This window comes from Flavicella sp. (assembly GCF_029238425.1).
Classification (GTDB): Bacteria; Bacteroidota; Bacteroidia; order Flavobacteriales; family Flavobacteriaceae; genus Flavicella.
Genome location: NZ_JAQWGB010000103.1, coordinates 1 through 13402, shown reverse-complemented (window position 1 = coordinate 13402; position 13402 = coordinate 1). Strand labels below are relative to the sequence as shown.

Genomic DNA, 13402 nt, shown 5'->3' with positions numbered 1-13402 from the left:
TGCAAGTATTTTTACCTTTATGGGAGCTGATGCCGCTATTTTACCTTTGATTGAATTGTATATCATTCCATTATTAGTAGGAATTCCTTTGTTAACAGTTGGCTTAATGGCAGGTGGCGTTTTAAGAGCTACCGGAAATGTGCGCAACCCAGAAATCATCATGGGAATTGCCGGTGTGATCAATTTGGTATTGGATTATGGACTTATTTTTGGAGCATTAGGATTTCCGGAAATGGGAATCACGGGTGCGGCTTGGGCAACTGTTGGGTCTTGGGTATTTGTAATTCTAGGAATGTTTTATTTATTGTTAAAGGATAAATTAGTAACGGTAAACCTCAAGAATACCTTAGGTCAGTTTTCAAACACCTTAAAAGAAATTGGAACATTAGGCTTACCAACAATTGTCACTCAAATAATTGGCCCAATTACTTTAATGTATTTGACATTTTTGTTTGCGAAACAATCGGCAACTTCCGTAGCGGCTTTTGGTGTAGCTAGCAGAATTGAAACGCTACTTTTGATTGGGATACTAGGAGTTAGTACGGCTATCACACCTTTTATTGCACAAAATAAAGGAGCCAAACTACAAGATAGAATCAATGAATCTATAGCTTTTGGAGGTAGGGCTTCTACTTATCTTGGGCTCTTGGTTTGTGTGTTGTTATTTTTGACTATCAAACCCATTGCGCATATTTTTAGTGAAGATACTTCTGTGGTTGCATACACTGCAAATTATTTCTACATCGTAAGTGCTTCTTATATTTTCTATGGACTTTTTGTAATAACTTCATCTATATTCAATGGACTTCAATTACCATTGAATTCTATGAAATTAATGCTATTGAAATCCGTACTATTTACGATTCCATTTACATTGATCGGTTCTTATTTTGGGGTAGAGGGGATTTATATAGGAATTTCTCTAGGAAATATTGCTGCTGGTTTTCTGGCATCTTATGAAATGAGAAAACAATTCAAAAAAGAAAACTCTAAGCTAGCCAAAGTAAATATTTGGAAAGAATATAAAAATGACTTTTCAGATTTGTTTAAGTAGAAAAAAATCAAATAGTTTTACTTTTTTACTTAAAAACGCATATGAGTTGCGTTAATTTTTGTGTTTTTTTTATCTTTGTTCCAGATTAAAATTTATTTAGAATGTCAAAAGCGAAAATTGGAATTATCAATGTAAGTGACAGAGCTAGCGCAGGAATCTATGAAGACTTGAGTGGTAAAGCAGTCGTAGAAACCTTAAATTCTTATCTAACTTCTCCTTGGGAGCCGGTTTACAAAGTACTTCCTGATGAACAAGATGTACTTGAAAAAAATATGATTGAGATGGTAGATAATGAAAATTGCTGTCTAGTCATAACCACAGGTGGAACTGGGCCATCGAAACGAGATGTGACTCCTGAGGCTACAGAAGCGATTTGTGATCGTATGATGCCTGGTTTTGGTGAGCTGATGCGAATGGAATCCTTGAAATACGTTCCTACTGCTATTCTGTCCAGACAAACTGCTGGTCTTAGAGGTAGTAGCTTGATTTTGAATTTACCTGGAAAACCAAAATCAATTAAAGAATGTTTGGATGCAGTATTTCCTGCGGTACCGTATTGTATTGATCTAATGGATGGACCCTTTTTAGAGTGTAACACAGAGGTAATGAATCCTTTTAGACCCAAAGTGAAATAAATCGATTTTCAATTCTATCTATAATGGAGTCTATTATTACAATTGTTGGTTTTTTAGGGGCTGGAAAAACAACATTATTAAAATATTTACTGGAAAAATTTTCAGTATCTGAAGTCAGTCCTTATGTGATCCTCAATGATTTTGAAAATGCTGAAATGGATGCTCAACAATTCGCCACATTATTGGAGTCAAAAACTATCAAAGCTTTAAGTGGTAATTGTATTTGTTGTAATGGTATCGTAGAGCTGAGAAATATGGTCAATAGAATTCCAGAAAGAAAAAATGGAGTTACCATTATTGAGGCAAATGGAACTTCCGACGCATGTTCACTAATGGAGTTCTTAGGGGTTGGAATTGAGGATCGTTTTTTTCCTCCTATTCAAATTTCAGTGATTGATGTTAAAAATTGGCAAAAAAGAGGAGAACAAAATGAATTGGAGTCCAATCAGATTCAGGTCTCTTCTTTGATTGTTTTAATGCATACCGAGGGGGCTTCACTACAACGTCAGGAAGAAGTGAAAAATAGTATAAAATCAATAAATCCCATGGCTTCAATAAGTACTATGGACACCATTGATATTGCACTTTTACCTAAACTTTTGCCTTCTCAAAATAAAGCTCAAAAATTCGACCATCATAAATCACATTGGTCTTCTTGTTCAGTGGATTTACCAGAGTTGCCGTCGGTTGATAGTGTTTATACGATATGTGATTCCTTGCCGAAAAGTATTTTAAGAGTCAAGGGGTGTACTCGGATAAATGGAGAGGAAAGCCATACCTATTTTGAGAGAAATCCAGATGGGGAAGTTTATATAAGACCTTTTAGAGGGATTCCCATAACTGGCTCAAAGCTATTAACAATAGGTCCTGGAAGTGAACCAGAAAACTTAAAAGTGGTGATTGAAAAAAGTGTGAAATAAAATTTCACGCTATCATTATGATTACTAGCATGAAAAAATGTTCATTTTATTTAGTGATAATTTTCTAAAATAAACAAAAGGCCCTCTTGTAATCAAAAATCCAACGCTTATGGATTTTTATTAGAGGTAAATCCAATTATTCCACAATTTTGAATGGAACAAAATTTTTTGAATGCTAGATGAGTTCATCATCATTCTTGAAATTTGAAAACATCAAAAAAATGGAAGAGAAAACCTTTACAGTTGCAGATTATCTTTTAACACGTTTGCAACAATTGGATGTCACAGAATTATTTCAAATTCCGGGTGATTATGTTAAAAACTTTACACAAGCTTTAGAGCATTTTGAGGGTATTGAAACCATTGGGACGTCTAATGAACTGGATGCTTCTTATGCTGCAGATGCTTATGGTAGAACGAGAGGGTTGTCGGCTGTTTCTTTACAATACGGAGTAAGTACTTTTAGTGCTTTGAATGCAGTTGCAGGGGCCTATGTTGAATCGAGTCCGATGGTAGTAATCAGTGCTACTCCGGGTTCTAACGATCGTCAAATTGGTGATATGTACAATGTTCTGTACCATCACTCAACAGGTAATTTAAAAGCAGATCAAGAAATATACAAGCATGTTACTGTAGCCTCTGAAACTTTGAGTACTTCGGTAGGAGCCGCAAAAAAAATTGATAAACTAATTGTTGCCGCTATTACTCATAAAAAACCCGTGTATATCGCTTGTTATAGTGAAGTATGGGGAGAACCTTGCAAACGACCTTCTAAAAAGAAACTACAACCTAAAGTAAAAAAGAGCAAAGAAGATGCTTTGCAAAATGCAGTCGATCAGGCTTGGAAACAAATTACAGCTGCCAAACAACCGATGATTTTTGCTGGAGTAGAAGTCTTACGTCACGGCTTGTCAGATCTATTACAAAAAATAATTGATGCGAGTGGATTTGTTTACACCACAACCTCTTTGGGGAAAACGGTATTAGATGAAGAAGGAGATAAATTTATCGGTACTTATTCTGATGCTGCATCCATAGAAAATGTTACCAATTATGTAAAAGCATCGGATTGCTTTTTGTCGTTAGGAACACTTATCACAGACGATTATTTATGGTTTGTTAAAAATAAATTTTCGGAAATGGTATTGTCTACCACCACCGAAATGAGGGTTGGCTATTTCAATTATGACAAAGTCAGCATGCAAGATTTTATGGAGGCATTATTAGAGCGTTTTGAAAACAGTGCGGCTTATCCATTACAAAACAAAGCACCCGAACAACCTAAATATCCAGAACCTTGGACGGGATCATCTGACCCTAAATACAATGACAAGCCAGAGGTAATTACCTACAACCGTTTTTTTCAACATACTGTAAAACATATTGAAAACAATAATTTATGGGAGGATATCAACCTAACATTTGGTGTCAGTTCCGCGATGTATGTGGCTACCAATATTTACGGGATGAAACAAAATAGTTTTATCAGTTCTGCAGCATGGCAATGTATTGGTTACGAAACCGGGGCGGCCTTAGGAGCGCAGTTGGGAAGTAAAAAACAATCTTGGACCATCGCAGGAGATGGAGGGTTTATGATGATCTGTCAATCCCTTTCCACCTTAGCAAAATACAAAGTAAACAGTGTGATTTTTGTGATGAGCAATCAAGTATATGCCATAGAACAGGTTTTTGTGGATGTAGATGCTTTTTGTCCAAATGGAACTTTTGACACTTTTGACAACCTTCCAAAATGGGATTATATGGCCTTGGCTACTGCTTATGGAGCCAATGGTTTTAAAGCTGGTACCATTAAAGAATTAGAAAGTGTTTTGCACAAACTAAAAACGGTAAAAACAGACAAGCCAACCTTGGTTGAAATTGTAATACCTGGAAAGGATTTGGCAGGACAAATGAAAAATTTGACACCACAAGTAATGAATTGTAAAAACGAAAAAAAATAAATATGGAACAGAAAACTTATTCGATTTTTGGAGCAGGAGCTGCAGGATTGTACACGGCTTGGAGATTACTACAAGGAAAACCAGCACATGACAAAGACACATCAAAAAACTTAAAAGAAGGTGATACTCTTGAATTGTATGATTGGGGGAAATATGAATTCTCCAAAAAGGAAAATGGAACGCGTGAAGCCGGAGCAAGAGTTTGTACTTGGCATTATAAGGAGGATCCTAAAAATTCCTATTTAGAGTTGGGAGGGATGCGTTATTCTGCTTGGGATTATAAAAAGACAAAAAACAACCCAAACCCAAATGATGCAAACAATCCAGGACATCGATTGGTGACTAAAACCATAAGTGAAATTGGATTGGAAAAATATTCCGTTCCTTTTAATGAAGCTAGTGACCCTTTATTGTCGTTGCGAGCTAAAAGTATGTATACTTCTGAAATCAATGCTAGCAACCCAGCACCATATAATGTAAATAATTATGGAGCGGATGGGGCACCAGATGATGGTTTTACCAAAATTGAAAGTGTAGGAATTAACGTTTCGGATAATGCATTGCCACCGACTAGAAAACAGTGGTGTGATTTTTATGAACATGGAAAAATAGATAAAGATTTAGGAGACGAATCGATATTTAAAAAAGGGCAAAAATTAAAAGATATAGGGTATTGGAATTTGGCCTATGATGTTTTAGGACAAGAAGGTTTTGGCTATCTAGCTGATGGGAATGGATATTCTTCTAATGTGGTAAATAGCAATTCTGCACAGTCATTTGAGGTAAATAATGAGTTTACACCAGGGACGCTGTATAAAACCTTGACCACTGGTTACTCAGGGATTTTCTCTACTCTTTTTCAAAAAATTGTAGCCTTGGCCAATGAAAAAGGAATCAATTTTCAATACCATCCAAATACTAGATTGCGTTCTATCATAGAGAATAAAAAGATCATTCATTTTACAACAGCAAGTAAAAACGATCCTTCAAAAGAATTGGATGCCAAAACCTGTGATGCAGCTTTTTTAGCAATGGGTAGATATGCTATTGATTTAGTAGCACAGGCAACCAGATATAAGAATAAAAATGAAGACGATTTTGATGTGTTAAATGAGGAAAAAGTACAATTGTATTTAGAATCTGTTTTGATGCAGCCTTCCTATAAAATTGGGATGTTTTTTGATACACCTTGGTGGCGTGATGACGTTCCTTCTCCAGCAAAATATCCGGCAAAATTAAACAGTTATTTCTTAACGCAAGAGGGAGTGAAGACTTTGAAAAAAGAGAAGTTCCCTTCAAAATATTTAAAAGCGATTGAGAAAGCTGCTTCCGAAGCTGCCAAAGCCAAACAAAAGGCAGAAAAGGAAGGCAAGGGGTATGACAATTCAGTTACTTCATTGATCGAAGTAAGTTATAATAGTGAAGCAGCGTTTTTAATTGCAGCAGAATCTATTACGGAAGCCATCTTTACTTATAAAGAAAAAGAGCAAATCACAACAATCGCACATTTAGATACTATTGGTCCTAGTGCCACAGACATGCCGATCAGACAAGTGGTGTATTTTGGTGACAATGCGCGTGATAAAAAAGGCAAAAAAATCTACGGAATTTTAGCAAGTTATGACGATATCCAATATACGACCTTTTGGAAGGCCTTAGAAATTGGACCTGAAGGAGAAAGAAAAACTCCAGAATCACAAGATACACAGCCTTTAATAGGTCCTCGTAAAGCCACACCAATCATGGTGAAAATGCTGCGCAAGCAATTGGCAAGTTTGCATTATGGTGATCAAGCCAATTACACAGCAATACCGGAGCCTTTGGAAACCAAATATATGGATTGGTCATTGCCTCCTTTTAATGCAGGATATCATGCCTATTTTTCTCATTATAATATTGGAGATGTACAACAGAAAATAAGAAAACCATCGTCGTTAGTAGAAGGAAAGGATAGCAATATTTTTATTGTTGGATCCACCTATTCCAACGATCAAGCATGGGTAGAGGGGGCATTTTGTACCGCTGAATCTGTATTGAACGACTTTTTCAACATAGAGAAATTAATCGACGATAAGGAGTATCCTTTTATCTGTCCAGAATAAAAAATTGCAACACTAAATACCTAATAATTAAAAAGAAAAAGAAAATGTCAAAAGAACCACAAAAATCATCAGTAAAACCTTACAAACCTTGGAAAGAAGGATTACCTACAGGAAAAAATGATGGCGCTCAATTTGGAATACTATCAAAATTACATGGAACTTGGGTCAATTGGAAAGACGGTCCAACAGGACTGCATACTACACCAATGCCATCACCAGGAACAACTTCAGAAACTATTTTTGGTGTATTCCATTTCAAATCTCAAGAATACAGAGAGCAGTTGAAATTTACTCAAGTAAACGCACCTGTTAGAAACCGTGCGGGTTCTAATGAACAATTCAACGCCGCTGTGAAATATGAAACGGCGATTATTGATAACAATGATGAATTACAACATTTTGAAGATGGAATGTATTTATGGTTGGGAGATAATACGATGCCTTGGAAAGAAGACAGTCCGTATCAAAATCCACCCAACTTATTCAGCCATGCCTCAGATGCTGAGTCGGTAAAAGAAGATGGAGGAGAGCCTGTAATTGGTCCTGGAGAATTAGGACCGCAGTTTGTACCACCTTACCAAATTTCTCGTTCTGGCGTGATTCCTCATGGAACAACGATCCATCTTACAGGAAATCATCAAGAAAATAATAAAGGAGAAGCTCCAAAAATAGCAGAACTGTGGGAACAGCAATATTTGGCAGTATCGCCAACGATGGGAATTGATCCTGCCACAGATTTAATCCCTGGTTCGCTAAAGAAACCAGACTGGACCAAGTTGCCTCGTGAAGCGCAAAACCCAGATGGTGGAATTGGAAATACAGGAGTGAATAGTGGACGTGCTTATTTTGAGAAAATTTTCAATTACGATCAATACGGAGCAAAATTCCCTTACACGGTACAGCCTAATTTAAAATTATCACAAGCAAACGAAGGCTTGAAGTTTAAAAGATACGACTTGATTGAGTTGGATTCTTTCCATGATACAGGCTTGCAAGGTGCAACAATCAATAACCCAATGGTAAATCGTTATTGCAAAGTTACTAGAATGCGTTTTCGTATGTGGTTAGAAGAAATTGAAGATGAAGAATACGGAGGTATCATTGAACAACTTCAATACGAACAAATTGTAGACTTTGAATTCCAATTTGGTTCTACAGGTGGGACTACCCAATGGCCACATATTCAAGTGAATACTTTGCGTAGAGAAAAAGACATCCCTGCAAACAGACGTCTGCCATCCATTCAATTGCCAACAGAAGCGCATCAAGAGAGTAACGAAAATACAGCACCACCGGTTTGTCCAGTGATGGGGCACAAACGTCGTTCTTAATGAATACTTATAATACAAATAGCATACAATAAGAAAAATAGGCTCAGCAACAGATATCTCGTTGTTGGGCCTTTTTTAAAAAAATAATACAACAAAAAAGCGAAAGAAAAAGTGATGACAAAAGAATCAAAACATATAAATAAAACAGATGTACTTGTAGTAGGTGCAGGGGTTTCAGGATTGTATACAGCGTATAGATTGCTAGAACAAGACAGCAAAAGAAAAGTGGTAGTATTGGACCGATTGAATCGTGTTGGAGGTCGACTAGACTCTGACTTGGTGGCAATCAAAGATCCGTACGACAATGAAAAATCTATTGTAAAAGAAGAAGAAGGAGGAATGCGATTTGAAGATTCAATGAAAGAATTGATGTCTTTATTTGCTGCATTGGACCTTTGCAATGATACCGTCTATTTTCCGATGACAACAAATAGGTATTGCGTTAGAGGGCATAGTTTTACAGAAGATGAGTCTAAGGCAAATAACAATGCAATTTGGGGTGAATTATACGACTTAGAACCTGCAGAACAACACCAAAGTCCAGGTGCTATTTTAACAGTGATCTACCAACGTATCTTAAATGAAAATGGCGTAAGACAAGCTCCTGCAAAACCATCACCAGAATTTTGGCAAAAATTTCGTTTGGATTTTAAATGGGAGGGAATTCCTTTAAACGAATGGCAATTAGGAGGTTTGCTAAGAAGAATGGGCTATTCTGAAGAATGTATAACCATGTTGAGTGAGGTGCTTGGGTTTAGAGGGCCTTTTCAAGGATTGCCAAATGCAGGGGAAGCATGGCAAATTTTAGAAGATTTTCCAGCCGATCCGCAATACTTTACTTTAAAAAGAGGATTCAGTTCTTTGATTTGTGCCTTAGAAACCAAAGTAAAAGATTTGGGAGGAATTATTACAACAGGTGTTAATGTGAATAGTATTGAAGGTAAGAAAGGTGTCTATAAAGCACATGTAAGTATAGCCGATCAAGGAAATTCCGCTTTTGTATTTGAACAAGATACCGAAACTGGAACCATAGATGCGAAGCAGATAGTTTTAGCCGTTCCAAGCAAGGCCATGAAAACGTTATTTGCATCCTCTCCAGTTTTAAATAGCAATAAAAACTCCCGAACATTTTGGAAGGATATCAATGCCATCACACCGATGAGTTTATTAAAAATCAATTTGTATTTTGATAGACCTTGGTGGGCAGATGGGTCTACAGGACAGCCTGTAGTAAAAGCAGGCCCTTCGTTTACCAACCTGCCAATTAATTCTATTTATCCTTTTTATACGGTACAAACGGCACCTGGAGAACCCGACAATGGCAAACCTGCTGCTTTGACCATCTATTGTGATTTTACCAATACCATTTTTTGGAGAGGGTTGCAAAATGTAGGACCAAAGTTTGATAGTCCCTTACAAAGAGAACATTCGAAAAGTCCACAAACACTATTTGCAGCTTCAGAAAAAGTGGTGGTGGAAGCTTTGAAACAAATCAAAGACTTGTTTGCCACGCATTATGTGCCAGAACCTGTATTGACAAGTTTCCGCGCTTGGGATGGAGAAAACGATTTTCCACATGCATACCATCAATGGGCATTGAATGCTGATGATAGAGCTGTGATTGCTAGAATGGCAAATCCATTAGACAACGAAGATATTTTTACTTGTAACGAGTCTTGGTCAGATATGCAAGGCTGGGTAAATGGTTCTTTGCGTTCTACAGAAGTTATGTTAAAAAGCAATTATGACATAGATTCCATCACTGTAACCAATGAAGGTTGTGTTCTAGTAAAACCTGGTAATTAAGTTTTACTAAGATTCTAATCAAAAGGCACAAAGGAAATTTTCTTTTGTGCTTTTTTTTATTGATGGGACTTCGAAAAGCTCAGTCTCCGTGAGAGTACCACCGTACCTTGCGCCCGTCGCACAGTATGTACCCTGAGCCTGTCGAAGGGTGTTTGAAACAGTTATGTTGGGAAGGCTCGGACAAGTTGATATATTTTGATAATTTGATTCGAAAAAATAAATGAGTTGTCTTATTTTTGTCTTGTAGAACCCCGGCATAAAATTTTTACGTTTGTTACAAAAAAGGCAGCAATTTTCCGAAGATCCAGCTTTAGATACCGACTATTTTATTTACTGTTTAGAAGCAGTGGAAGAAATAGAAGCAGAGGAACTGACCGAAACACAAAAAAAGATGGAGCAGTTGGCTATGGATTTCGGAGTGGCAAGTATTTACAATACCTGTGATACTATTGAAGGATTGGAAGCCAACCTGAATACCTTAGTGCTAGAAGATCATAACTTTAAAGATTATGAGGTGATTTATTTGGTTATGGATGGGGAGGCCAATTCTATCTGTGTCAATAATTACTATTATAGTTTGCAAGAAATTGCAGAAATTTTTGAGGGACGACTCAAAGGAAAAATAGTGCATTTTTCAAATGCTAAAGTCTTGGATTTAGATGAGGAGGAAGCCCAGTATTTTTTGGATATCACAGGAGCAAAAGCCATTTCGGGTTATGGAAATCATTTCCAGGGAATTACCAGTACATTATTAGATATGGCTTACTTTAATTTGTTTAAAGAAGATGAAAATATGTTGGAGGTAGTGGAGGAACTACACCAAAGACACTATAAAGCCTGTAAACTCTTAGATTTCAGATTGTATTATTGAAGAAAAAACTATTCTGAATAAATTAATTTAGGCAATCTCTTTTCCTTTTTCTGCAACAGCAAACACACCCCATTGGGCAATGGACTGAATTACCGGAACTAAAGTTTTACCAAAATCTGTTAGGGAATACACTACCTTTAAAGGAGGTTTGGAAGTATATACTTTTCTTTTGATGATTCCATCTTCTTCCAAAGTCTTTAATTGCAAACTCAAAGTACGTTCGGTAACCATAGGCATTTTTTTTCTCAATTCATTATATCGTAGGGGAGTTTCAATCAAATGAAATAAAATCACCGTTTTCCATTTCCCTCCAATAACGCCCATAGTCAAACTAGCACAACATGGATATTCTTTCCCTTTAAATGTATACATATATATTCTTCTTTAGTAATTACAAAAGTAAAATACTATATTAAGTTATGCAACTATAATTTTTACAGTAAAAATAAAGTTGTTTAACTCGCTGAAATACAGTAGTATATTTGTTTTTATTTATACTATCAAATTTGACCGTTATTGTGAGAAACAAATACTATTGATACTTTTGTACTATACTAATGATAGTTTAAAACATATAAAAATAAATATCTATGGAAACTCCAAACATGAAGACACAAGAAATCCTAAAAGCATTCAATTTTAGACATGCTACTAAAGAGTTTGATGCTTCAAAAACTTTGACAGAGGATCAAATCAATTTCATTTTAAAAACAGCCAATTTATCTCCGAGTTCTTTTGGTTTTGAACCGTGGCATTTTGTGGTGGTGCAAGATAAAGAACTAAGAGAATTGCTAAAGCCAGTGGCCTGGGGTGCTCCTTTGAAATTGGATACCGCAAGTCATTTTATATTGGGATTGAGCATGAAAGGATCCATGGTAAAACACGATGCACCTTATATCAAGCATATGCTAAAAGATGTAAAACAAATGCCTGAAGATGTGATTGAAATCTATTCTAAGTTTTATAGAGAGTTTCAAGAGCGAGATTTTGACTTAGATACGGATAAAAAATTGTTCGATTGGTCTTCTAAGCAGACTTATATTGCTTTGGGAAATATGATGACATCGGCGGCCTTGATAGGTGTTGACTCTTGTCCTATAGAAGGTTTCCATCAAGAAAAAGCAGAAGCCTTGTTAAGAGAAAAATTTGATATCGATACCGATAAATATGGTCTGTCTTTTATGGCAGCTTTTGGATACCGTAAAGCAGATCCAGAACATGGAAAATCTAGAAGAGTCTTTGAAGACATTGTTACCTGGAAATAATTGTTCAGCATATTTTTACAAAACCTCTTTTCTATTTTAAAAGAGAACCTTGAATACTAGGGGTAAATAGTATCATAATTGAAAACAAATAAAAATGAAACAAGCAAACACACTCGAACAAGCACGTAACCTTAGCGTACCTTCTCGTGAAGCTTCGCTAAAGCGCGACCCATCTGTCTCTCATTTTTGGAACGGCAATCGACAGTTATTGGAAGATGCTTGGGCAGAATGGGAAATAGAAAACAAAGATACATTGCTGGTTCCTGATGAGACCTTGCTTGATCCAAAATTGAGAAAAGCAATTAACGATGCCTGGGAAAATCCTGAGAAAGAGAATGCTGTGGCAGATTTGTGGGAAGAAATTATTCCTGGAGTCTATGTAGCACAGTTTTTTGATTTGGAACGTTTGGCAGAATTTCGTAGTTATTTAGAGGCAGTAGTAAATTCAGAGGTTCCTAGGCGAGCTCCTTATGGAATTCAATTGAACCGATATGGAATTATGTTAGACCAACGCTCGGAAGGGCATTTGGCGGCTCCTAATTTTCAAGCATTTTATAAGCATTTGATGGATCGCTTTATGCGTCCGATTGCACGCTTGTTGCTTGGGACTTATGGTTATGATAGCCAAACCTTTGGTTTTTCTATTCAGTATAACCCTGAAAAAGATAAGGACTTACGAGCACATACCGATGCCTCAGCAGCTACGTTGAATATCAATATCAACTTGCCTGGGGAAGCATTTACAGGTTCAGAAGTCGATTTTTATGATCAAAGCTCAGGAAAAACGACACAAAGTATTTTTGAACCCGGGAAAGGAATAATTCATCGGGGTAGAGTGCCGCATGCCACACATCCTATAACTAGCGGACAACGTAATAATTTGGTCGTTTGGTTGTATGGAGATCAAATGCAAATCCCACGAGGTGCATCTAGTAGTTATGGGAGTGTAAATAATGCTGCAACTACTGTAGATGTTACAGAAAACATCAGCCCACGCCAGCGTTGGAGCATCCCTGACAGTTCGAAAGATACATCGGCACCATTTTAAAAATTAAACTTTAGATATAATCTTTACCAAGCATAGACTTGGAAAATAATAAAAAGCCCATTGCAGTTTTTCTGTGGTGGGCTTTTTTTGTGAAAGCCATTCAATAGTTTGTGTAAACAAATATCATTCATGGATGTGTGATATGTTGTGACTAATATTCCTGAAACTCTGTTTTATTTGAAAATTGTTAATTTACGAAAGTTATCTAATTTATTTTATAAAGATGAGAACTTGGTTGAGGCAATTATATTTAATTCGACATTAGGCTTTCAAATGATTTTAAACACTTTGACATTTGTAAATAAGCTATAATATAATATCTATCGCTATAGACTTTGATAGGCTCAGTCTACGGAATCTATATTAAATACTAGGTATTCGCCTATTTACTAATATTGATGTTTTTGTA

General features: G+C 36.4%; 11 protein-coding genes. 10 read left to right on the top strand and 1 reads right to left on the bottom strand.

Going from position 1 to position 13402, the window contains the following annotated elements:
- The 8 genes from P8H68_RS07690 to P8H68_RS07655 all read left to right on the top strand — a co-directional run.
- The coding region (locus P8H68_RS07690) for an MATE family efflux transporter (RefSeq protein WP_300323091.1) at nucleotides 1-1054 on the top strand (1054 nt) is incomplete at its 5' end.
- A gap of 101 nt (nucleotides 1055-1155) precedes the next feature.
- Nucleotides 1156-1689, top strand: coding sequence for a molybdopterin adenylyltransferase (mog, locus tag P8H68_RS07685; RefSeq protein WP_300323089.1), 534 nt, complete (start codon nucleotides 1156-1158; stop codon nucleotides 1687-1689).
- Nucleotides 1690-1712: 23 nt separating this feature from the next.
- Nucleotides 1713-2609 carry a GTP-binding protein gene (locus P8H68_RS07680; RefSeq protein WP_300323087.1) on the top strand — a complete coding sequence of 299 codons (897 nt, stop codon included), beginning with the start codon at nucleotides 1713-1715 and terminating at the stop codon, nucleotides 2607-2609.
- Between the two features lie 221 nt (nucleotides 2610-2830).
- Nucleotides 2831-4570 (top strand): thiamine pyrophosphate-dependent enzyme, encoded by a 1740-nt coding sequence (locus P8H68_RS07675; RefSeq protein WP_300323085.1) that lies wholly within the window; start codon nucleotides 2831-2833, stop codon nucleotides 4568-4570.
- Nucleotides 4571-4572: 2 nt separating this feature from the next.
- Nucleotides 4573-6672, top strand: a complete 2100-nt coding sequence (locus tag P8H68_RS07670; protein WP_300323084.1) for a hypothetical protein — start codon at nucleotides 4573-4575, stop codon at nucleotides 6670-6672.
- A gap of 44 nt (nucleotides 6673-6716) precedes the next feature.
- A complete protein-coding gene (locus tag P8H68_RS07665) occupies nucleotides 6717-8003 on the top strand; it encodes a peroxidase, FMP-type (RefSeq protein ID WP_300323083.1) in 1287 nt (428 codons plus the stop codon).
- 114 nt (nucleotides 8004-8117) lie between these two features.
- On the top strand, nucleotides 8118-9809 hold the full coding sequence (locus P8H68_RS07660) for an FAD-dependent oxidoreductase (protein ID WP_300323082.1): 1692 nt from the start codon (nucleotides 8118-8120) through the stop codon (nucleotides 9807-9809).
- A gap of 271 nt (nucleotides 9810-10080) precedes the next feature.
- Nucleotides 10081-10680 (top strand): DUF6642 family protein, encoded by a 600-nt coding sequence (locus P8H68_RS07655; protein WP_300323080.1) that lies wholly within the window; start codon nucleotides 10081-10083, stop codon nucleotides 10678-10680.
- Between the two features lie 27 nt (nucleotides 10681-10707).
- Here the strand turns inward: P8H68_RS07655 and P8H68_RS07650 are convergent, their stop codons facing one another.
- A complete protein-coding gene (locus P8H68_RS07650) occupies nucleotides 10708-11052 on the bottom strand; it encodes a helix-turn-helix domain-containing protein (RefSeq protein ID WP_300323078.1) in 345 nt (114 codons plus the stop codon).
- A gap of 218 nt (nucleotides 11053-11270) precedes the next feature.
- Here P8H68_RS07650 and P8H68_RS07645 point away from each other — a divergent pair, with 218 nt between their 5' ends.
- Complete coding sequence (locus P8H68_RS07645; protein ID WP_300323076.1) at nucleotides 11271-11945, top strand: NAD(P)H-dependent oxidoreductase; 675 nt, start codon at nucleotides 11271-11273, stop codon at nucleotides 11943-11945.
- Between the two features lie 94 nt (nucleotides 11946-12039).
- The gene (locus P8H68_RS07640) at nucleotides 12040-12993 is read left to right on the top strand and encodes a 2OG-Fe(II) oxygenase (protein WP_300323074.1); all 954 of its coding nucleotides are present in this window, start codon (nucleotides 12040-12042) and stop codon (nucleotides 12991-12993) included.
- Nucleotides 12994-13402: the final 409 nt, after the last annotated feature.